Below are 21523 nucleotides of genomic sequence, written 5' to 3' on the forward strand. Positions count from 1 at the left end.
ATGGCTGGAAATCTGTCCCCCCAAAGCAAGCCTGACCTGGGTAAATTCACCTGGGATGATGCCTTCCGCATGGATGAGCAGCTGTCCGAAGACGAACGCATGATCCGCGATTCCGCAAAAGCCTATGCGCAGGAAAAGCTGCTGCCGCGCGTCACCAATGCTTTTGCGAATGAAGAAACCGATCCTGCGATTTTCGCGGAAATGGGTGAGATGGGCCTGCTGGGTATTACGGTCCCTGAAGAATACGGCGGGCTTGGATCAAGCTATGTGGCCTATGGCCTGGTTGCGCGTGAAGTGGAACGTGTGGATTCAGGGTATCGTTCCATGATGTCTGTGCAGTCATCATTGGTGATGTATCCGATCTATGCTTATGGGTCAGAAGAGCAGCGCAAGAAATACCTGCCGGGCCTGGCTGCAGGTACATCTATCGGCTGTTTTGGTCTGACCGAACCGGATGCGGGTTCTGACCCGGCCGGCATGAAAACCGTCGCGAAGAAAACCGATGGTGGTTATGTGCTGAACGGGTCCAAAATGTGGATTTCGAACGCACCGATTGCGGATGTGTTTGTGGTTTGGGCAAAGTCCGAAGCGCACGGCGGTAAGATCCGCGGCTTTATCCTGGACAAAGGCATGAAAGGCCTGTCCGCGCCGAAGATTGAAAACAAGATGTCTTTGCGCGCTTCGATCACTGGTGAAATCGTGATGGCGGATGTGGAAGTGGGTGAAGACGCGCTTTTGCCGAATGTCGAAGGTCTGAAAGGCCCGTTTGGCTGTTTGAACCGTGCGCGCTACGGCATTTCATGGGGTGCGATGGGCGCTGCGGAAGATTGCTGGCATGCAGCGTTGCAATATGGTCTGGACCGCAAGCAGTTTAACAAACCACTGGCGCAGACACAGCTGTTCCAGAAGAAACTGGCGGATATGCAGACTGAGATTACGCTGGGTCTTCAGGGGTCTCTGCGTGTTGGTCGCCTGATGGATGAAGGCAATGCCGCGCCAGAGATGATTTCGATCATGAAGCGCAACAACTGCGGCAAGGCCCTTGATGTGGCGCGTATGTCCCGCGACATGCACGGCGGCAATGGGATCAGCCTGGATTTTCACGTCATTCGCCACATGGTGAACCTGGAAACTGTGAACACCTATGAAGGCACGCATGATGTACATGCGCTGATCCTGGGTCGTGCCCAGACTGGTCTGCAGGCGTTTTTCTAAGAACAGAGCGCGGGGGCCAGCCCCCGCCCCGCCCCCCCGGGATATTTAGACTGAAAAGAAAGGGGCCGTGCGCCCCGGAAGGATAAGCCATGGATCGTGCGGATATTGTGCATGAAGCCTTTCTGGAGCGTCTGAGTTCTGGTGTGTTGCCGGAAGGCGTAGCGGCCGAGGGGCCGCTGAAAGCTGAGGAGGCGGTGGCGATCTTCCGAGCGCAATGCCTCTCGCGCAACCTTGATCGGCGCTCGCGTAAAATGCAGGCGCAAGGGCAGGGATATTACACGATTGGGTCTTCTGGTCATGAAGGCATGGCAGCGGTGGCGTCTGCCCTGCGACCGGATGATATGGCGTTTCTGCATTACCGGGATGGGGCGTTTCAGACGCGCCGGTCGGCCCAGGTGCCGGGCACAACACCGGCCTGGGATATGTTGTTGAGCTTTGCGACATCTATGGACGATCCGATTTCTGGTGGGCGTCACAAGGTATTGGGGTCAAAGGCGTTGAACATTCCGCCGCAGACATCAACCATTGCATCGCATTTGCCGAAAGCTGTTGGCGCGGCGTATTCCGTGGGGCTTGCGAAACGGGTTGGGCCTGAGCATCAGGTTTTGAAGGACGACAGCATTGTTATGTGTTCCTTTGGGGATGCGTCATCGAACCATTCCACCGCACAGGGCGCGATCAACACCGCCTGTTGGACCAGCTTTCAGTCGGTTCCGATGCCCCTGCTGTTTGTTTGTGAAGACAATGGCATCGGTATTTCGACCCGCACCCCGCGCGGCTGGGTTGCGGCGAATTATGAGAACCGTCCGGGGCTGAAGTATTTCCATGCCAATGGTCTTGATATTTTTGACACCTGGCGGGCGGCGCGGGCGGCGGCGGAGTATGTGCGTTGTCACAAGAAACCTGCGTTTTTGCATCTGACTTTGGTGCGCCTCTATGGGCACGCGGGATCGGATATGCAGCAGACTTATCTGTCGAAGGACATTTTTGAGGCCTGGGAGGCCGAAGATCCATTGATGCATTCGGCGCGGCTTTTGCGGGATGCAGGTGTTTTGACGGCGGATGAGATCAAGGCGATTTACCTTGAGGCCGAAGCGCAATGCACGCGGGTGGCAGAACAGGTTGTGACGCGGCCACGTTTGAAAACCGCTGAAGATGTGATGGCCAGTATCATTCCGCCGGCGCGTGATTGTGCGCCCAGCAATGGGGTTGCGGTTGCGGATCGTGAGAACGCCTTTGGCAAAAGCGACTTGCGCGCGATGGGCGAGCCGCAACCGATGTCGCGCCTGATCAACTGGGCCTTGACCGATCTGATGCTGGAACATCGCGAAATTGCCGTGATGGGCGAAGATGTTGGGGCCAAGGGCGGCGTTTATGGCGTGACGCAGAAGCTCTGTGATCGTTTCGGGCCGGACCGGGTGATTGATACGCTGTTGGATGAGCAATCCATTCTGGGCCTCGCGATTGGCATGGCGCATAATGGATTTGTGCCGATGCCGGAGATCCAGTTTTTGGCCTATTTGCACAATGCTGAAGATCAGATCCGGGGCGAGGCCGCAACGCTGAGCTTTTTCTCAAACGGCCAGTATACCAACCCGATGGTGCTGCGGATTGCAGGGCTTGGCTATCAAAAGGGTTTTGGCGGGCATTTCCACAATGACAACTCGCTTGCGGTTCTGCGCGATATTCCCGGCGTGATTATCGCTTGCCCAAGCCACGGCGCGGATGCGGCAAAGATGCTGCGGGAATGTGTGCGATTGGCACGTGTTGAGCAGCGGGTTGTGGTGTTTATAGAACCCATCGCGCTTTACCCAATGCGCGATTTGCATGACGCCAAGGACAGTGCCTGGATGGATATGTACCCGGCACCGGATGAGAAAATCGCGCTGGGCGAGGTCGGCGTGACAGGGGATGGTGCGCTGGCGATTGTGACCTATGGCAACGGGAATTACCTGTCGCAGCATGCGTCTAAGGTGCTGGCTGAAAAAGGTATTCAGACGCGTGTGATTGACATGCGTTGGTTGGCACCGATGCCTGTGGACGGGATTCTGAATGCGCTTGGGGGGGCTGAAAAGGTCTTGGTTGTTGATGAATGTCGTACCACGGGCAGCCAATCGGAAGCGCTGCTTTCGATGTTGCACGAGCGCTGTGATTTGCCTTCGTCGCGGATCGCGGCTGAGGATAGTTTCATCGCGACGGGGCCGGCTTATGCCGCGACCATGCCGTCAAGTGACAGCATTGCGGATGCAGCGATTAAGCTGTGGGAGGGCAAGTAAATGGCGAAACAAACTGCAGTCGTCGTTGCACCTGGACGGGGCACGTATAATAAGGCGGAACTTGGCTATATTGCTCGCCACCACGCGGATAAAGCCGACATGTTTGCGCAGTTTGACGCGTTTCGCGCGCAAACCGGGCAGGAAGCGGTGACCGCACTGGACGGCGCAGAACGCTTTCAGGGCAGTAAACACACGCGCGGGGATCATGCCTCGCCGCTGATCTATGCGGCAGCACTTGCGGATTATCAGGCGATTGATCGGGATAAATACGATACTCTGGCTGTGACCGGCAATTCGATGGGCTGGTATATTGCGCTGGCCTGTGGTGGTGCGCTGTCGCCCACGGGCGGGTTTGAAGTGGTGAACACCATGGGCACGCTGATGCAGGAAAACCTGATCGGCGGACAGATCATCTATCCTTTTGTCGATGACAACTGGGTGGAAATTCCGGGCCGCCGGGATGAGGTGTTTGCGAAATGTGCGGATATTTCTGCGCGGGCAGATCATATTCTGGGCCTGTCGATTGATCTGGGCGGGATGCTGGTTCTGGCCGGAAATGAAGCGGGGCTTGTTGCGTTTGAACGTGAAATGCCGCGTCTGGACGATCGCTTTCCTATGCGTTTGCCCAATCACGCGGGTTTTCACACGCATTTACAGAAGCCCGTGGCGGAACAGGGGCGGGCGCGTTTGGGTGCCGATCTGTTTGGTCAGCCGGATGTGTCGCTGATTGATGGTCGCGGGGCGATCTGGGCTCCGAAGGCCTGCAACCAACGGGCGCTTTGGGATTATACCCTGGGCCATCAGATTTATCAGCCCTATGATTTCACCGCGGCCATCCGTGTGGCAGCGCGGGAATTTATGCCGGATGTCTTTATTGTGCTGGGTCCTGGTGGCACGCTGGGCGGTGCGGTGGCGCAAAGCCTGTTGTCCGCGAACTGGCGTGGCATGTCTGACAAGGCGGGGTTCCAGGTGGAACAGTCTGCGACACCACGATTGCTTTCGATGGGGCGTGAAGATCAGCGGGCGCTTGTGACTGGCTGAGCGTCGCATTATCATCTTGCGGGTACGTCCTTTCGCGCTATGAGGGGGCGGCAGCAGAAAGGTAAGCGCCGTGCAGGGTGAGATTTTCTTTGATGACGGCCCGCTGGGGCAGGACGTAGGCGGAACCTGGTTTCGTGGGCCCAAACGTATCATTTCTGCGCAGACACCTGAAGACGTGCCTGGGGCTATGGCCGCGCTGAATGAGGCCGAGGCCGCCGGGGAATGGCTGGCGGGATATGCGTCTTATGAGCTGGGCTATGCGCTGATTGATAAATTGCGCGACCGCATGCCTGCGAAACGCGATACGCCTCTTTTGTGTTTTGGCGTCTTTGACGAACCTCAGCCGGGCGGCGCGTCAGATGCCGGGCCTGCTGCGTTGACGGTCCCCGCGCCGCGTTGGAACCTTGCACGCTATCGCGAGGCTTTTGACGAGGTGAAGCGCTATATCGGCCAGGGGGATTGTTACCAGATCAACCTGACTTTTCCGATGGATGCCGAGATGTCTGGCGATGCGAAGGTGCTGTATAGCATGTTGCGCGACCGCCAGAAGGTGAAGCACGGGGCGTATGTCGATATGGGCGGGGCCACCTTTCTGTCCCGTTCGCCCGAACTGTTTTTCCGCACCGAAGGCGGCGTGATCGAAACCCTGCCCATGAAGGGCACCATCGCGCGTGGGCTAACGCCGGAAGAGGATGCGGCCCGGATCAAATGGTTGCAAAATGATGAAAAGAACCGCGCGGAAAATCTGATGATCGTTGATCTTCTGCGCAATGATATCAGCCGTGTGGCGCTGCCGGGCACAGTGAAAGTGCCGGAGCTGTTCCGGGTGCAGACCTATGCCACCGTGCATCAGATGGTCAGCCGGGTACGCGCGGAACTGACCCCGGATCAGGGGCTGTCTGAGATTTTCCATGCGCTTTTCCCCTGTGGATCCATTACCGGTGCGCCGAAGATCCGCGCAATGGAGATCATTGACGATCTGGAAGGTGATCCGCGCGGGATTTACTGTGGTGCGATTGGCTGGTCCGGCCCGGGCGGGCGGCGCAGTTTCAATGTGGCGATCCGCACGCTCAGCCTGTTTAATCAGGGGCGTGTGCGTCTGAATGTCGGCGGCGGTGTCGTCTGGGACAGCACCGCGCCGAGCGAATATGAGGAAGCCCTGTGGAAAGCACGCTACGCGGAGATCTGATTCCGGAAGACCTGGAAGTCATTGAAACCTTTGGTCGCCTGGCCACCGGTGAGATGCCGCGTCTGGAACGTCATGTAGGCCGCATGTGTCTGACTGCGCGCAAGCTGGGGTTTGATTTTTCGGCCCCGAAAGCGCGGGAGATGGCGGCGGAAATTACGGGTAATGTGGATCTGCGTTGCCGCTTTTCCCTGACGCGGAATGGTCTGAAGCTGACCACTGCGCCGGTGGGCGAAATGGCGCGTTCCTGGAAGGTTGCTATCGCGGCCGAAACACTTGATGAGAAATCCCCCTGGCGCGGTATGAAAACCTCGGAACGTCAGATCTATGACAAGGCCCGCGCGAGCCTGCTCGCTGGCGTGGATGAAGTGATTTTTCTCAACAGTCGGGGACATGTCGCTGAGGGGACCATCACCAATGTGTTTGTTGAAGACGACGCGGGCATTCTGTTGACGCCCGCGGTGTCTGCGGGGGCTTTGCCGGGTATTTTGCGGGCGGAACTTCTGGCTGAAGGTAAGGCAAAAGTTGCCCGTCTGCGTGCCGAAGACCTGCATCAGGGACGGCTTTTCTGCGGAAACAGTCTGCGCGGGCTGATTCCGGCAGGTTTCTGAGGAACCTGCACGTTTAGATGATTGCCTCAGAACCGATAGTTTAAACCAAAGCGTAATTCTGTGAGGGACAGATCGTTTCGGTAGCCGGTGCCGCCATTCCCAACGGAAATCCGGGAATCTTCATAGTTGGTTCTGAGAAGTTCAATCTTCCAATTCACACGGTTCGCTGTCTGATATTCCAGGCCGAAACCCATTGTAAGTCCGTTGGCCGTCGTATCGCCGCTCCAGTCGGCTGCATGACCGTCAATTTCGTTGTATAGTCTCGCGGAGCCAACTCCTGCGGTAATATAGGACAGGATGTTTTCCTGAAGCAAGATGCCGGCACGTGCGCGCAGAGATGCTGTAGATTTTATGTCCGTGCTGCAATCGTTGTTTACTCCACATCCCCAGTTGGGGCCACCATCGCCAGAACCGGATGCATTTGATGTGCTGATATCTGCTTCGGCACCAAAGACCCAGTTTCCGGATCGCCAGTTGCGACCGAATGTAAGGCCGAGGGCAGTGCCACTGACGGGATAGTCCTCTCCGGCAACAGCAGGAGAGTTGCCGCCATCTACAGGTGCATCATGACCAGTGTGCGATGAAACGACAATGCCACCGTAGTAACCATTCCAGTCAGCCGCAGTAACTTCCGCTGCAGTATTTAAAGCTGTGAAAAACAGTATTGCTTTGATAATCTGACGCTTCATTTCTTAGTCCTGCACAACAATTATTTCGATCATTAAGAATTAATTAAGGAATGCGGCGCGAATTGGACTTTTCGGGTTCATTTTTGAGTTTACAAAAATACCTCATCGCTGGTGTTTGTGTTCTCAGGCCGGGTCTGTTGTTGTTTGCTTGACTTTTGTGCCTGCGTCCTGTGTATCAGGCCAGTGAAAAATACGCCGATACTTTTACCCTGAAGGGGATGTCCGAAATGCACGCATATCGCAGCCAGACCTGTGCCGAACTGAACAAATCCAATGTGGGCGATAATGTCCGCCTGTCCGGATGGGTGCATCGTATCCGCGACCATGGCGGTCTGCTGTTTATCGACCTGCGTGACCATTATGGCATCACCCAGGTGATGGCCGACCCGGACAGCCCTGTGTTTGCGGAGCTGGAAAAGGTCCGTTCTGAATGGTGTATCCGCATCGACGGCAACGTCATGGCGCGTGATGAAAGCCTTGTGAACGCCAACATCCCGACCGGTGAAATCGAAGTCTTCATCCGCGATCTGGAAGTTCTGGGCGCGGCGCAGGAACTGCCATTGATGGTGTTCGGTGATCAGGAATACCCGGAAGAAACCCGTCTGAAGCACCGTTACCTTGATCTGCGTCGTGACCAGATGCAGAAGAACATGGTGCTGCGGTCTGACGTTGTGTCTTCCATCCGTAAGCGCATGTGGGATCGTGAATTCCGCGAATTCCAGACGCCGATCATCACAGCAAGTTCGCCTGAAGGTGCGCGCGATTTCCTCGTGCCGTCCCGTCTGCACCCGGGCAAATTCTACGCCCTGCCACAGGCGCCACAGCAGTTCAAACAGCTGATCATGGTTTCTGGTTTTGACAAATACTTCCAGATCGCACCGTGTTTCCGTGACGAAGACCCGCGCGCTGACCGTTCGCCAACGGATTTCTACCAGCTTGACCTGGAAATGTCCTTTGTTGAGCAACAGGATGTGTTTGACACAATCGCGCCGGTTATCGCCGGTGTGTTTGAAGAATTCGGCGGTGGCCGCAAGGTCGATGCGCCGGGTGAATGGGCGCAGATTTCTTACCGCGACGCGGCGCTTTGGTATGGGTCTGACAAGCCAGACCTGCGGAACCCGATCAAGATGCAGGTTGTGTCTGAACATTTCGCTGGTTCTGGTTTTGCAATCTTTGCGAAGCTTCTGGAACAGGAAGGCACTGAGATCCGCGCAATTCCTGCGCCGACAGGTGGTTCTCGTAAGTTCTGTGACCGTATGAACAAATTCGCGCAACAGGAAGGTCTGCCCGGTATGGGCTATATCTTCTGGCGTGATCAGGGCGAAGGCATGGAAGCTGCTGGCCCGCTGGCGAAAAACATTGGCCCGGAACGCACAGAAGCGATCCGTCAGCAGCTGGGGCTGGGTGTGGGCGATGCGGCCTTCTTCCTGGGGGGCAAGCCTAAGGCGTTTGAACCTGTTGCAGGCCGTGCGCGGAACGTGATCGGTGAAGAGCTTGGCCTGATCGACAAAGATCGGTTTGCTTTTGCATGGATCGTGGATTTCCCGATCTACGAAAAAGACGAAGAGACCGGCAAGATCGACTTTGAACACAACCCGTTCTCTATGCCGCAGGGTGGGATGGATGCGCTGAACGGCGATCCGCTTGATGTTCTGGGTTATCAGTATGACCTGGCCTGTAATGGCTATGAACTTGTGTCCGGTGCGATCCGGAACCACAAGCCTGACCTGATGCTGAAAGCATTTGAAATTGCCGGTTATGGCGCGGATGAGGTGAAGAACCGCTTTGGTGCGCTGTTCAACGCCTTCCACTACGGCGCCCCGCCCCACGGTGGCTGTGCGGCAGGGATCGACCGCATCGTGATGCTGCTGGCGGATCAGCAGAACATCCGTGAAGTCATCATGTTCCCGATGAACCAGCGTGCGGAAGATCTGATGATGAACGCACCATCTGACCCGGCCAGCGAACAGCTGCGCGAGTTGAACCTGCGTGTGATCCCGCAGGACAGCTGATACGCGATTTTGTCGCATTGAATATCGACGGGGGCGGTGATGATCTGCCCCTGTCGCAGCCAGTCCTCTCCGTTCCCGATGTATCTTCCGGGAGGCAGCCAGCCGGCGCTTTTGACGGAGATGGCAAATGAAACGACGTGACTTTCTGAAAACTTCACTTGCTGGCGCAGCGCTTATGGGCGGCGGCGGGGCTTTGTTTGCGGGCGGGGCATCCCCGATCACGCATCCGCTGAAGGTGCAGCCCGCGAAATATGGATTGATGCCCGGGAAAATTACCGAAGGCATGATCAGCACCTTTGCTGATGCGCCACCGCCGGTTCTTCGCCTGAAACAAGGCGTGCCTGCGATCTTACCTGTGGAAAATGCCATGGAAGAATACACCGCCATGCACTGGCACGGGTTGCGTATTCCGAATGCGATGGACGGCGTGCCTTACCTGACGCAATTCCCCATCGGTCCGGGCGAGACATTTCAATATGAATTCACCCCGCCGGATGCCGGCACCTATTGGTATCACCCGCATTGCATGACCATGACCCAGATGGCCCTGGGTCTGACCGGTGTGATGGTGGTGGAAGAGGCGGAAGATCCCGGTTTTGACAGTGAAGAAGTGTTGAACCTGCGTGATTTCCGTTTGAATGACGACGGACAGTTTATTGATCTTTATACGGGCCGTGGCGCGGCCCGTGGCGGCACCCATGGCACGGTGATGGCGGTGAACTGGCAGGATGTGCAACGCAGCGATCACCAGGCAGGATCCCTTGTGCGCCTGCGGGTGGCGGCGACGGACACAACGCGGATTTATAAGCTGTATTTTGAAGGCGCGGAGGGGAAGATCATTGCATGGGACGGGCATCCGGTGGATTACCCGGTGCCTTATCCGATCTCGCCAGATGCGCCGCTTTTGCTGTCCCCGGGTCAGCGGATGGATGTGGCTTTGCGCATGCCTTCCACTGAGGGTCAGGACGTGAAGCTGATGGCGCGGGTGCCGGGCGGTACACGTGAAATGGCGGTGCTGCGGGCGGTTGGTGCGGATGCTGGCCGTGATCTTGCGGAAATTGCGCCGCTGCCCCGTAATCCCCTGGCCGAACCTGATCTGTCCAACCCTCGGGTTGAAGAATTTGTTTTTGGCTGGTCGCCTGAAGGGGATCTGCCAAACAATGGGCTTTGTGGCACGCTGGGTTATACGTTCTGGTCCATCAACCGTAAGCCCTGGGCTGGGGATGCGGCGAAGGGCGTGGGGCCATTGGCGACCTTAAACATGGGTGAAACCGTGGTTCTGCGCCTGCGCAATGAAAGCCCGAACCTGCATCCGATCCATCTGCATGGGCTGACCTTCCGCCCGATCCGCTCCAACAAACGCGCGGTCATTCCGAATATGACGGATACGGCGTTGCTGTTGAAAGATGAAGTTCTGGATATTGCGCTGGTTGCGGATAATCCCGGCAACTGGGCCTTCCACTGTCATGTGATTGAACATCAGAAAACCGGGCTTGCCGGTTATATCGAAGTGGTCTGACAAGGACAGTTTGGGGCACCGTGATCCGGTGCCTCAGAGACTTACAGAATGGTGGCCGAGATCAGGGCAAAGCCAAAGGCAACGATACCAACGGTCAGACAGATCCAGTCCAGCGTGGTGTTGCCGCTTTCATCTGACAGAGTTTTCATAAGTCGCTGCATATCGGGCCCGTTTGGGAATCTGTTGTTCCTGTTCAGACTCCCATGGAAATGAGGCGAAAATATGGGCGTGATCTGTCCTCTCGGGGTCCGGCAGTTCAGATCGTGCCGGTCGCGGCGATTCTGTCCTGTACCAACCCGTTCAGCCGGTTCAGATCAGGGCCGAAAGCCTGCCCGGCGCGGCGGTGACGTGCCAGGGTTCTGGCGGCGGTTTCAAGATCTTTATCGGCCGCACTGCGTGCAAGTCCGCCCAGAAATTGTGAAACATAATCAAGAGTTTCTTCATCTGGCTGATCTTTCAGAACGGTGGCGATATGAGCCAGATCATCACGGAAGGCGATTGGATCGGGGTGGACATGATGTTCACTGATTGGTCGCGGGCCATCCGGCATCCGGTTTTCCGGCAGGGCAGAAAGGATCAGTTCCTGAAAGGCGGCAAGGCCTGTAATCGGCTTTTCAAGGAAAACATCTGCCCCGGCAGCCAGTGCCAATTCGCGCCCGCCCGGATCACCCGACGTGCCCAGAAGCACGCCAACGCGAGGGGATGCACTGTTCATTTCGCGGATCAGATCTTCGCCGGATCCGTCTGGCAGGCCCAGATCAATGATCACCACAGAGGGCCGGTAGACCTGCAAATGACGGCGCGCAGAGGCCAGACAATCGGCACGTCGGATACGCGCACCGGATCGCAGACATAAAAGTCGCATGGCTTCGCAGGCAAATCGGCTGTCTTCCACGACAAGCACGGTCAGGCCGGCAAGCGGGCGTTCTGCGGTGGGAATCTGCGCGGCCATCAGGCTTTCCAGGTCATCCATTTCCTTTCCTTTCGGGGTTGGGGAATTCTCTAACTGCATTCAGACTGGCGTGAGTCGGGTGAATACATCGTTAATTCACCTGCGCGTATTTAGAGCAAAATGCCAGAACCGCGACCAAATGCGCGTGACTGGTGCTTGCGTGGTGGCGGGTGCATCGTCATAACGCATGAAACCTAAGCGCGGAGGAAAGTTATGATCGGTCGTTTGAATCACGTGGCAATTGCAGTGCCGGATCTGGAAGCTGCAAGTGCGCAGTATAAGAACACACTGGGAGCCAATGTCGGCGCGCCGCAGGATGAACCGGATCACGGCGTGACTGTGGTGTTCATTGAACTGCCGAACACCAAGATCGAACTGCTGTATCCTCTGGGCGAAGATTCCCCGATCAATGGTTTCCTTGAGAAAAACCCGGCCGGTGGCATTCATCACATCTGTTACGAAGTGGATGATATTCTGGAAGCACGTGACAAAATGAAAGCCGAAGGTGCGCGTGTTCTGGGCACGGGCGAACCAAAAATCGGTGCCCACGGCAAACCGGTTCTTTTCCTGCATCCGAAAGATTTCAACGGCTGCCTTGTGGAGCTGGAGCAGGTCTGATGGCGATTACCTCTGCCATTGTTCTGTTTGCCGTTGTGTGGTTCATGACGTTCCTTTGTGTGCTGCCCGTGCGCCTGAAAACCCAGGGCGAAGACGGCAAGGTTCTGCGTGGCACCCATGCGGGCGCGCCTGTTGATCCACAGCTGAAGAAACGGGCGTTGATCACGACGGGGATTGCTGGGGTGATCTGGGCGATCCTGTTCTGGATCATCGTTTGGGAAATTGTTACCGTGCGGGATTTTGATTTTCAGAACCGGATGAACCCGGAACCCGAGGTGCTGCAGGACTACTGATCTTACGCTGATGGAAACTCTCAGGCGATATGTTCTGGGCGGATGTGCCTTAGGGACCTCTGCAATGGCTTTTGTGCTTTTGCAGGCCAGGATGTTTCGCGGGTTTCCGGATGGCTACAGGACAGATTTCCAACTGTGTATGGACCCTTTTCAGGATCTGGTCCCGTACGGTCTGGCTGTTCTGACGGTCGTTCTTTTTGCTGCAATCTTTCTAAGACAACAGCGTATTCTGTTGATTGCTGTCAGTGTTGTGGTCCTGGTCGCTATGGCAGGCGGTGAATACTACTTCACCGAAGGTCTTTGCCGTGGGCTGGACAATGGGCAGGGTGGATAACTATCGCTGCAGCAACCGGTGATACATATGGGTGAAGGTGGCAATGCCAAGCACCGGGATCACCAGGCTGAACAAGGGGATCATCAGGGGCACTGTCATCAGGCACCCCGCAAACCAGATCGAAGCCCTGTGCTGTTTGCGCAGGGCTCGTACGTCTTCAGGGGGCAGGCGGCGTTCCGCGACCATGGTGAAATATTCGCGTGACAGAAGGTATCCGTTCACAGCCACGCCGATGAAGGGTGCCAGAGGTGGCAGCAGCAGGCAGAAGATCAGCGCAATCAGGTTTGCCGCCAGAAGAACCCCGAGAAACCGCAGGGATTGCACGGTGCTTTCCGCAAGGCTGCGATGGCGGACAAGCGGCAGGTGGGGGTGGTGTTTTTCTTCCACGGCGTCTGCAACTTCATCCAGGAAGAAACCTGTGAACAGAGAGGCCACAGGCACCATCAGGAAGACGGATAAGACCAGCATGATCAGCAAGGACGCCCAGGACAGGACTTCGTGGATGCCGCCGATCTCACCGACCCAGGGCAGAATGATCTGATCCGGGGTCAGCAGGCTGAGGATCAGGATCAGAACGCCATACACCGCCGCCAGAAGCGCAAAGGCCAGCAGGATACCAAGGAAGATCACCCGGCGAAAACGGCGGTCACCGGCCTGAGCCAGGGTTTTACTGAAGTCTGAAAAAATCACGATACTGTCCCGGTTAAAAGTCCTGCCAAGGATATGGGAAAGAAAAACGCCCTCCGCAAGGGGAGGGCGTTTCGGATCAGAGACCGGCTGCGACGGCCTCGACATTTTCGATCCGTTTCGCATCCGGCGGGTGGGTTGCGAAGATCGGCTGGCGTCCGTTGCTGCCCCGGGCAAAGAACTGAATGCCCTTAACCGGGTCATAGCCTGCGTTATGGGTGATGCGTGCCCCAAGGCTGTCAGCTTCCAGTTCAAAGTTCTGGCTATAGCTGCGGGATCCAAAGAATCCGCCGATTTGTGCACCATCATTCACATTGATGCCGATCTGGTTGGCCAGAATTGCCCCAAAGATCGCGCCAGCCTGGGCATTGCGCTGCTGGCGGGGCAGGTGGTTCTGGATGTGGTGTGAGGTTTCGTGGCCGATGATGAAGGCGATCTGATGGGGATCACGCACGTCATTCAGCAGTGACCGTGTAATGATCACCACAGGCTGATTGCCATCGCGCGTCTGGAAGGCATTGACCGGGGCTTCAGGATTGATGTCTTCCAGGAAAGCAAAGTCACACCGGCTGACACCACGGGCGCGGCATTCGGCTTCGGCCACAGGTTCAATACGGGCCAGCACCGTTCTGTAATGCCGGGATCCACGTCGGGCCGGGATCAGATGAGGGTTCTTTGCAGCAATGCGTTCCGCAGCCGTATCCCCGCTTTCGCCGGTTTGTACCGGGGCAGGGGATGTGGGTCTGTTGTTGGTCTGGGATGTCTGTTCGACATCAACACAGCCCGCTAAAAACGGCAGGGCGGACATAATCGCAAATAGGGTACGGCGCACTTTAACTCTCCGGATTCTCTGACTTTCCGTCACTATAAAAGGAAAGCCCCGCAGAACAATGGCCGTGAAATGTCTTTGCGCCCGGGGTTAGCTTTTGCGCAACGCTTCCAGCATGACCCGGTTTTCGCAATAGTCCGGTGCCTTCACCAGTTCCGCATCTTCAAGACCCGCCAGCATTTTTTCACAGGTCCCTGGTTTCTTGCAGCGCATACATTGCATGACTGTGCCACGCAGGGACTGGGCGCTGATTTTGCCTTCCAGGTATTTTTCAGTCAGATCCACGCCAAGTTTCCCGGCCATTTTGCCGGACAGTTCTGCGTGACGGTCATATTTTTCAAACATGGTCAGGGTCTCCCTTTTACGTCTGCCAGTCAGGCACGGGTGCAAAAGGAAAACCCTGATCTGAATCAAATCAGAACCCGGCAATCACCCGGCGCACGGCGGCAAGGCGGGCGGCATTGGGCGGATGGGTCGAATGCACAGGGCTTGGTACATTCAGGCGTCGGGCAAAATAGGTGGCCCCTGCTGCCGGATCAAATCCCGATTCCCAGGCGATCCGTGCACCCAGTGCATCTGCTTCCAGTTCGTATTCCTGGCTGTATTGCAGCCGCCCGGCCACAGCCCCGCGCTGATGGGCTTCGGTCACATTGCCTCCTTCACGATGGGCATCCAGCGCCTCTGTCAGAGCAGAGGTTTCAATATCAACCCGTCCGCGGGGCTGGTGGTTCAGAATGTGATGCGCCACCTCATGCCCCAGAACAAAGGCGAGCTGATCAATGTTTTCGACTTCTTCAAAGAAGGGCAGCGAGACAATGACAATTGGCCGGGTGCCGTCGCGTGTATGCCAGGCGTTTGACGGCCGGCCCAGGGCAATATCTGCGAGGAAGGTGAAGTTGCAGTTTGGCAGTCCGGCGGCGCGGCAGTGGCGGCGCGCCACGGGTTCAATCCGTTGGGCGATTGCGTAATAGGTCGGGGTGGCCCGGTCAGACGCCGGGATCAGTTCCGCAGGCACGCCGCGCGAACCTGTCGCGCCATCCCCGGCAGAAGGTTTACTGCCCGGTGCGGGCTTACTGCCCGTCACGGTGGCGTTGGTCTGGCCTGTCGGTACCTCACTGACGCACGCCCCCAGGCTGACGATAAGGCCAAGCAGCATGAAAAGCCGGTAATACATGTGAAACCCTGTCTGATTTAAACGCTATACTTCCGCGAACGATAGACTTTGACCCGGAGGGCGCAAGTTCAAAATTCCCTTGCGCGAGCGGGTCGGGCGCCGCATCCTGAAGATATGTTTACCATTGAACACGAATTTGATGCCACCGTTGTCACCCTTGTGGATGAACCCGCCAGCCATCGTCAGGAAGACATCACCATTAACGCTTTTGCCAGCTGTGTGACCGTTGAACAGCTGAACCCACAGACCAATCGGGTGGAACAGGTCACGTTTTCTATGGCGCAGTTGCGGGATCTGGCCGCCGCGCTTGACCTGCCGGAAGGGGTCTATCGTCTGATACCGGATGACACGCCCGGGCAGGGGTAAGCCTGCGCAGGGTGTTCTTTCCTCTGGTCAAATCCCGGGCAGTTTGCCAGTCTGGCGCAAATCTGACAGGAGATATGGCATATGACCAGCCAGCCCCAGAACCGGCTCCCGAAAACCGGGTTTTTCCATGATGAACGCTGTTTCTGGCATACGGGCGGGCAATATGCGCTGACCCTGCCTGTGGGTGGCCCGATGGGCGGTTTTGTGCAACCTCTGGCGGCGGGTGGTTTGCCGGAGAACCCTGAAACAAAACGGCGTCTGAAGAACCTGCTGGAAGTGTCTGGCCTGTTGGCGGAACTTGATGTGCGGTCTGCGCCTGCGGCCACGGAAGAAGACCTGCTGCGGGTGCACCCCGAAACCTATGTCACGGCTTTTCGCGAGATGTCTGACACAGGTGGGGGCGAGCTGGGCCTGCGCACGCCGTTTGGGCGTGGGGGCTTTGATCTGGCCTCGCTGTCAGCCGGGCTGGCGAAGGCCGCGCTTGAAGCGGTGATGCGGGGTGAGGTGCAGAACGCCTATGCTCTCTCGCGCCCGCCCGGGCACCACTGCCTGCCGGACTGGCCCAATGGGTTTTGCCTGCTGAACAATATCGCCATCGCGATTGAGGCGGTACAGGCGAAAGGGCTGGCGCAACGTGTTGTGGTTCTTGACTGGGATGTGCACCACGGCAATGGCACCGAGGCGATCTACTATGAGCGTGATGATGTGCTGACGATTTCCATCCATCAGGAATATAACTATCCGCTGGACACCGGTGATCTGGACGATCGCGGCAAGGGCGCCGGGCTGAACAAAAACATCAATATTCCTCTGCCTCCGGGGCCGGGTCATGTCAGTTATCTTGAGGCGATGGAAAAGATCATTCTGCCCGTCATTACAGCCCATAACCCCGATGTGATCATTGTCGCCTGTGGTTATGACGCTGCCGCCGTGGATCCCCTGTCACGCATGTCCTGTTCGGCAGAAACTTTCCGCCTGATGACACGTCAGGTGAAAGTGGCCGCCGAGACGCTGTGCGACGGTAAACTTCTGCTGGTGCATGAAGGCGGCTATTCCGAAGCTTACGTGCCCTTCTGTGGTCATGCGGTGATTGAAGAACTGTCGGGCAGCAGCATTACGGTGGAAGATCCCCTGGGCGCGACAGTGAAGGCGCGTCAACCTTCACGTCGTTTTGACGCATTTATTTCAGGGCTGATTGATGAGATGGCTCAGATGCTTCTGGCGGATGAGTGAACAGCGCCAGCGGTAAGCCAGCCAGATGACATGTTGCAGTTTTCTGCAATGAAGTGAAAAGGATACGCGCGATGAGCGATGAGATCGAAATCAAACCCCTTACACGCAATGACGCTGTGCTGGACTTTCTGCAGACGCGGCGTTCCCGCCCGGTGCGCAGCCTTCAGGCCCCTGTGCCGTCACGGGACGACCTGGAGACCATCCTGAAGGCCGCCGCCCGCACGCCGGATCACAAAATGCTGGTGCCCTGGCGCTTTATTGTGCTGGAACGCGACGCCCTGCAACGATTGACTCCCCTGGTTGCGAAATATGGCGAAGCTGCTGGAATTGAACAGAAAAAGATCGACAATATCACCGGTTTTTTTGGCAATGCGAACCTGGTTGTGGCAGTGGTTTGCACTTATAAAGAATGCAATGATTTCCCGCGGATTGAACAGGATCTGTCGGCAGGTGCAGTCTGTATGAACCTTCTGAACGCGGCGCAGGCATCCGGCTGGGGCGCCAACTGGCTGACCGGATTTACAGCGTTTCACAAGGGCTTCCTGAGCGAAGGCCTGGGGATTGAGGGCGATGATTATGTGGCCGGATATATCCACCTGGGAAGTGAGGGGGCCGTGCCGTCTGATCGCAAACGCCCGGATCTGGCAGAGATCACCGAATGGGTGTCGGCCTGATTTCGACCTGAAAATGTAAATTCTTTAAAGTGCCGGAAGGCCAGAATTTACAAACTTTAAAGTGGCGTCCAGGGACATTTGCAGCGCTCCGATGCATTTCGGGGCGCTTGTCGTTTTCCTGACCCCGACCTATATCGGGGATATGAGAATTCTCTTCGCACTTCTTCTGACGATCTTTGCAAGCCAGCTGTGTGCGGCTGATCTGCCAGGCTGTGCGCTGCCTTCAGAGATGGCCGGGATGGTTGTTGATGTGACCGGCTGTGAAGGCGGGGAAGAAGGGCATGATATGGCGGGTTGCGCGATCTGTGTTGTGATGCGGGAACCGGTAAATGTCCCGGTGGAACATCTGAACGCCGGGGATGTTACACCGCTGGCGCATTCCCTTTTGTCCGGGTGGGAGGGGCCGCCGCCCCATGGGCCGCCGCGTGTGATCTGAGCTTCACCTCTCACTTCACACAACAAACGGACTATTCCATATGAAACTTATCGTAATCTCTGCCAGTCTGGCGGCTGTGGCACTTTATCTGACCCTGGATAGCTCTGACGCTGGTGCGGTGCAAACCCCGCCCCTTACCGTCGCGCAACCCGCCAGCTCATCCGCCGGGCAGGAACTGTACCAATCCTTCTGCGCGGCCTGTCACGGCACCAATCTGGAAGGGCAGGCGAACTGGCGCGAACGCGGGCCGGATGGACGTCTGCCCGCGCCACCCCATGATGAAACCGGCCATACCTGGCACCATGACCGCGCGACGCTGTTTAACCTGACGAAATACGGCGTGGCCGAGATGATTGGAGACCCGGACTACCCGACAGATATGCCGGGATTCCTAGGCGTGCTGAATGATCAGGAAATCAACGAGGTGCTGGATTACATCCAGTCCCAATGGCCCGATGAAGTCCGCGTACCCTATGAAGCGCGTCAAGCCGGGGGCTGAACAGAAACCAGGCCGGGTGGGATGCCCGGCCTGGTTTGGAAAAAAGGTGGGCTGAATCGAGATCTGTGCCAGATCGCGATGCTACAGCGGAGCTTAGTCCGGTGCTGCCTTTTACGTATTATTTTCCCAAATATGCCACGAATAAAAGATAACGACCAAATAAATAGTCAAATAGGTTATTCCCGGCCACCAGAGATCTTCATATTGGCCGGTAATATTCAGTTCGCCAAGTAGTACTATGCCTGCAACGTAAGGCACTAACATCAGACGACCGACCAGAACATGGTACTCAGGTTTCATCCTGGAGACCGCCAGAAGTACACCTGAAAATATAAGCGCCGTGGGCAGGGCTAGTATCCAATTTGCATATTCGCGAGTTATCTCAATCATCGATGCATCCCATACGTGTATTGCCGTTACTTGGTGCGGATCCGGTAAGCGGCAATCAGCGCGAGTGCAATTGCCCCAAAGTAAACTATTGTTGGCCAGAACAGGTTTCCATAGCGGCCTGAAACATGCATCTCTCCAAGAAATATGCTACCTAGTATACTTGAGACTAACATAATGCGGGCGATTGCATAGTAGGTTGCAATCTTCATTGCTGCGGTTGCTAAAATGATTGCGGAAATTACGGTTGTCATACCGACTATAATCAGCAAGCCTTCGTGCTCAATCACATTATTGCTCCTATTGCCTCCTCCGGCGCTTCCGGCTGGTTCGCCAATGGTATCATTAGCGCAACAACAGATGAACGCAAAACAGGCCGGGTGGGATGCCCGGCCTGTTTTTGTTTGTGGATGGTGGTGTCAGTTGCCGCCGAGGAGGCCGCGCAGGGCGTCGCGGGCTTCGTTCTCGAGGCCTCGGCGCAATGTGTCTTGCAGGTCTTCGCCTTCTTCCTGAGTGACGCCCAGTTCCTCTTCCAGCTTTTCAGCCGCGCGGGCTTCGAGGTCTTCGCGTTCCTGTTGCAGGCGGGCTTCTGCCGCTGCACGTTCTTCGGCCAGGCGGGCTTCCAGCGCGGCTTTTTCCTCAGCCAGGTTCTGATCAATCAGCGCCTGAAGGTCCGGGCGGAATTTTGGATCGGCCCAGGTGCCTTCAATGATCACCGGCACGGTGATGCCCTGGCTTTCATCGCCGGACAGGAAGGCGGCAGGGGTGACGCGGTAATCCAGTGTCTGTGCGCCAAGACCAATCTGTCCGGCCCCATCCGCACGGATGCGATCGGCCACAAGGGCCAGGTCATTATTGTGCAGTACACCGCCGTCGATGGTGAAACTTGCGCCGGCCTCGTTAAAGATCGTTTTCTTGCCTTCGCCCTCAAAGGACAGATCAAGATTACGCAGCATTCCGGCCAGATCCAGGCCCCGCAATTCGCCCTGACCAATGGCAAAGCGCCCGCTGCCGGACAGGCCATTCATAATGTCATGCATGTTGTTGCCGACGGCGAGGAAGCTCATCTGGAAATCGGCGTTGCCAATCAGGCGTTCATAACCAGCAAGATCGCTGAGCGCCGGTTGCAGGGCGATCTGGCTGAAGTTCAGGTTGCCGCCCATGGACAGGCCGCTGCGGTTGTTCATCACAAAGTTCCCGGACACAGCGCCCTGATAGGCGGCGATCTGGTTGATCGTGAATTCGATGCGGGAATTGCTTAGTTCGGCTGAGGTGCGCGTCGGGCCAAGTTTCAGGGTGCCCAGATCAATGCTTTCAGCGTTGAAATTCACACTCGCATTGGCGGTGGACAGGAAGGATGCGTCAATCACATCGCGGGACCAGCCTGTGCCGCCGGATGCGCCATTGGCGGGTGCCGCGCCGTTGGAAGAGGCCGCAAGGCTTGAGAAATCCAGGGCATTGGCGGTGAGATTTGCGGTCACATCGGGGCGGTCCCCGGCCAGGGCCACGTCGATGTCACCAGTCAGACTGTTCTGATCCAGTGTCAGGGTTGCGCCGCGCAGATGGATGGTCTGTTGTTCTGTCACGGTCAGGTTGCCGTTTGCAGTGATGGTCTGCCCAAACCCACGCGGTACGGAAGCCGGGGTCTGACCTGCGGTTCTGTAAACAGAGGCCATGTCACCAAAGTCAGCGTTAACCTGCCCTTCCAGCGAAAGCGGCAGCCAGCCACCCCGGCCAGTAAAGCCCGCAGTGGATCCGCCGACAGACAAATTGGCAGACAGGGTGGTGACCGCGCCGTTCAGGAAGGGGCCGAATTCTGCGATTTTCGCATCCAGCACCTGTTTCACGCCATTCATCGTCAGATCAAGCTGCACAGAACCTTCACCGTTAAAGTCTGGCAGGCGCAGTTCCATGTTCACGTCATTCAGGGCAACATCGGTGCCGGTCTGGTGATCCAGCCAGCGCACAGAGCCATCCGACACAATGCCTTTGCCGACGGTGAAGGCCGGGATTGCGCCACCGCTGCTGTCCCCACCAGTTGATGTGCCTTCCGCTGCAGTCACCCCTTCAAAGGCCCAGTTCGGTGTGCCATCGGAGCGAACTTCGAGCAGAACTTCGGGGGCGACGGCTTCGATCCGGCGGATGTCGATGTTGCCGCTGAGAAGGGACAGGGCGTTTACGCCGACCAGCAATTCATCCGCCGCCAGCATCGGGCCATTATCAGACCAGGGGGCGTTGGCGATCTCGACCCGGCCGGTGCGGACACCGAGAACCGGCCAGATCGTGGTACTGACGTCAGAAGAAATTTCTATCGGACGGCCTGTGGCAGCCTCAAACTGTTCTTTGGCAATTTTTGCGATCCGTTCGCCCGGGATCATAAGAAGCCCGACAATGGCGATCCCGATGACCGCAACCAAAAACACGAAAAACCTGACAATCCAGCGCATAAAACCGTCCCTTACACCATTCATTTCCTTTGAATCTAAGCATCT

At 56.8% G+C, this 21523-nt stretch carries 24 protein-coding genes; 15 read left to right on the forward strand and 9 right to left on the reverse strand.

Going from position 1 to position 21523, the window contains the following annotated elements:
- The 5 genes from H1D41_RS05455 (at nucleotide 1) to H1D41_RS05475 (ending at nucleotide 6329) form a co-directional block, all read left to right on the forward strand.
- Entirely contained in the window at nucleotides 1–1215 is a 1215-nt protein-coding gene (locus H1D41_RS05455; RefSeq protein WP_228847938.1) for an acyl-CoA dehydrogenase, read from the forward strand.
- An 89-nt stretch (nucleotides 1216–1304) separates the two neighbouring features.
- Complete coding sequence (locus tag H1D41_RS05460; RefSeq protein WP_228847939.1) at nucleotides 1305–3491, forward strand: dehydrogenase E1 component subunit alpha/beta; 2187 nt, start codon at nucleotides 1305–1307, stop codon at nucleotides 3489–3491.
- Nucleotides 3492–4532 carry an ACP S-malonyltransferase gene (locus H1D41_RS05465; protein WP_228847940.1) on the forward strand — a complete coding sequence of 347 codons (1041 nt, stop codon included), beginning with the start codon at nucleotides 3492–3494 and terminating at the stop codon, nucleotides 4530–4532.
- A gap of 70 nt (nucleotides 4533–4602) precedes the next feature.
- Nucleotides 4603–5721, forward strand: a complete 1119-nt coding sequence (locus H1D41_RS05470) for an aminodeoxychorismate synthase component I (RefSeq protein WP_228847941.1) — start codon at nucleotides 4603–4605, stop codon at nucleotides 5719–5721.
- A complete protein-coding gene (locus H1D41_RS05475; RefSeq protein ID WP_228847942.1) occupies nucleotides 5694–6329 on the forward strand; it encodes an aminotransferase class IV in 636 nt (211 codons plus the stop codon). The genes H1D41_RS05470 and H1D41_RS05475 overlap by 28 nt, the downstream gene beginning before the upstream one ends.
- Nucleotides 6330–6355: 26 nt before the next feature.
- On the opposite strand, the gene H1D41_RS05480 is transcribed toward H1D41_RS05475, so the two are convergent.
- Complete coding sequence (locus H1D41_RS05480) at nucleotides 6356–7018, reverse strand: outer membrane protein (protein ID WP_228847943.1); 663 nt, start codon at nucleotides 7016–7018, stop codon at nucleotides 6356–6358.
- A gap of 227 nt (nucleotides 7019–7245) precedes the next feature.
- Between H1D41_RS05480 and aspS the strand changes: the two genes are divergently transcribed.
- On the forward strand, nucleotides 7246–9030 hold the full coding sequence (gene aspS, locus H1D41_RS05485; protein ID WP_107497402.1) for an aspartate--tRNA ligase: 1785 nt from the start codon (nucleotides 7246–7248) through the stop codon (nucleotides 9028–9030).
- A gap of 127 nt (nucleotides 9031–9157) precedes the next feature.
- The gene (locus H1D41_RS05490; RefSeq protein ID WP_228847944.1) at nucleotides 9158–10549 is read left to right on the forward strand and encodes a multicopper oxidase family protein; all 1392 of its coding nucleotides are present in this window, start codon (nucleotides 9158–9160) and stop codon (nucleotides 10547–10549) included.
- 256 nt (nucleotides 10550–10805) lie between these two features.
- Here the strand turns inward: H1D41_RS05490 and H1D41_RS05495 are convergent, their stop codons facing one another.
- Complete coding sequence (locus tag H1D41_RS05495; RefSeq protein WP_228847945.1) at nucleotides 10806–11522, reverse strand: response regulator; 717 nt, start codon at nucleotides 11520–11522, stop codon at nucleotides 10806–10808.
- A 192-nt stretch (nucleotides 11523–11714) separates the two neighbouring features.
- Between H1D41_RS05495 and mce the strand changes: the two genes are divergently transcribed.
- The 3 genes from mce to H1D41_RS05510 all read left to right on the forward strand — a co-directional run bounded on the left by mce (nucleotide 11715) and on the right by H1D41_RS05510 (nucleotide 12746).
- Nucleotides 11715–12119: a methylmalonyl-CoA epimerase gene (gene mce / locus H1D41_RS05500; protein WP_228847946.1), complete on the forward strand. Its 405-nt coding sequence runs from the start codon at nucleotides 11715–11717 to the stop codon at nucleotides 12117–12119.
- Entirely contained in the window at nucleotides 12119–12412 is a 294-nt protein-coding gene (locus H1D41_RS05505; RefSeq protein WP_228847947.1) for a DUF1467 family protein, read from the forward strand. Before mce ends, H1D41_RS05505 begins: the two co-directional genes overlap by 1 nt.
- A gap of 64 nt (nucleotides 12413–12476) precedes the next feature.
- Complete coding sequence (locus tag H1D41_RS05510) at nucleotides 12477–12746, forward strand: hypothetical protein (RefSeq protein WP_228847948.1); 270 nt, start codon at nucleotides 12477–12479, stop codon at nucleotides 12744–12746.
- Here H1D41_RS05510 and H1D41_RS05515 read toward each other — a convergent pair whose 3' ends face one another.
- The 4 genes from H1D41_RS05515 to H1D41_RS05530 form a co-directional block, all read right to left on the reverse strand.
- Nucleotides 12747–13436 carry an EI24 domain-containing protein gene (locus H1D41_RS05515; protein WP_324250260.1) on the reverse strand — a complete coding sequence of 230 codons (690 nt, stop codon included), beginning with the start codon at nucleotides 13434–13436 and terminating at the stop codon, nucleotides 12747–12749. It abuts the gene before it with no gap.
- 76 nt (nucleotides 13437–13512) lie between these two features.
- Entirely contained in the window at nucleotides 13513–14265 is a 753-nt protein-coding gene (locus tag H1D41_RS05520) for a M48 family metallopeptidase (RefSeq protein ID WP_228847949.1), read from the reverse strand.
- A gap of 87 nt (nucleotides 14266–14352) precedes the next feature.
- Nucleotides 14353–14607 (reverse strand): DUF6455 family protein, encoded by a 255-nt coding sequence (locus H1D41_RS05525; RefSeq protein WP_228847950.1) that lies wholly within the window; start codon nucleotides 14605–14607, stop codon nucleotides 14353–14355.
- A gap of 70 nt (nucleotides 14608–14677) precedes the next feature.
- Complete coding sequence (locus H1D41_RS05530) at nucleotides 14678–15436, reverse strand: M48 family metallopeptidase (protein ID WP_228847951.1); 759 nt, start codon at nucleotides 15434–15436, stop codon at nucleotides 14678–14680.
- A 114-nt stretch (nucleotides 15437–15550) separates the two neighbouring features.
- Here H1D41_RS05530 and H1D41_RS05535 point away from each other — a divergent pair, with 114 nt between their 5' ends.
- From H1D41_RS05535 to H1D41_RS05555, 5 genes are all read left to right on the forward strand, one after another.
- Nucleotides 15551–15802 (forward strand): hypothetical protein, encoded by a 252-nt coding sequence (locus tag H1D41_RS05535; RefSeq protein ID WP_228847952.1) that lies wholly within the window; start codon nucleotides 15551–15553, stop codon nucleotides 15800–15802.
- Nucleotides 15803–15883: 81 nt separating this feature from the next.
- Nucleotides 15884–17035 carry a class II histone deacetylase gene (locus tag H1D41_RS05540; protein ID WP_228847953.1) on the forward strand — a complete coding sequence of 384 codons (1152 nt, stop codon included), beginning with the start codon at nucleotides 15884–15886 and terminating at the stop codon, nucleotides 17033–17035.
- Nucleotides 17036–17106: 71 nt separating this feature from the next.
- The gene (locus H1D41_RS05545) at nucleotides 17107–17709 is read left to right on the forward strand and encodes a nitroreductase family protein (RefSeq protein ID WP_228847954.1); all 603 of its coding nucleotides are present in this window, start codon (nucleotides 17107–17109) and stop codon (nucleotides 17707–17709) included.
- Nucleotides 17710–17800: 91 nt separating this feature from the next.
- Nucleotides 17801–18145 (forward strand): hypothetical protein, encoded by a 345-nt coding sequence (locus H1D41_RS05550; protein WP_228847955.1) that lies wholly within the window; start codon nucleotides 17801–17803, stop codon nucleotides 18143–18145.
- A gap of 40 nt (nucleotides 18146–18185) precedes the next feature.
- Entirely contained in the window at nucleotides 18186–18644 is a 459-nt protein-coding gene (locus H1D41_RS05555) for a c-type cytochrome (protein WP_228847956.1), read from the forward strand.
- A 111-nt stretch (nucleotides 18645–18755) separates the two neighbouring features.
- Here H1D41_RS05555 and H1D41_RS05560 read toward each other — a convergent pair whose 3' ends face one another.
- From H1D41_RS05560 to H1D41_RS05570, 3 genes are all read right to left on the reverse strand, one after another.
- On the reverse strand, nucleotides 18756–19034 hold the full coding sequence (locus H1D41_RS05560; RefSeq protein ID WP_228847957.1) for a hypothetical protein: 279 nt from the start codon (nucleotides 19032–19034) through the stop codon (nucleotides 18756–18758).
- Nucleotides 19035–19060: 26 nt separating this feature from the next.
- The gene (locus H1D41_RS05565; protein WP_228847958.1) at nucleotides 19061–19321 is read right to left on the reverse strand and encodes a hypothetical protein; all 261 of its coding nucleotides are present in this window, start codon (nucleotides 19319–19321) and stop codon (nucleotides 19061–19063) included.
- 129 nt (nucleotides 19322–19450) lie between these two features.
- A complete protein-coding gene (locus H1D41_RS05570) occupies nucleotides 19451–21478 on the reverse strand; it encodes an AsmA family protein (protein WP_228847959.1) in 2028 nt (675 codons plus the stop codon).
- Between the last annotated feature and the right edge of the window lie 45 nt (nucleotides 21479–21523).

Origin of the sequence: Halocynthiibacter styelae (assembly GCF_016123485.1) — a bacterium.
In the GTDB taxonomy this organism is placed as follows: domain Bacteria; phylum Pseudomonadota; class Alphaproteobacteria; order Rhodobacterales; family Rhodobacteraceae; genus Halocynthiibacter; species Halocynthiibacter styelae.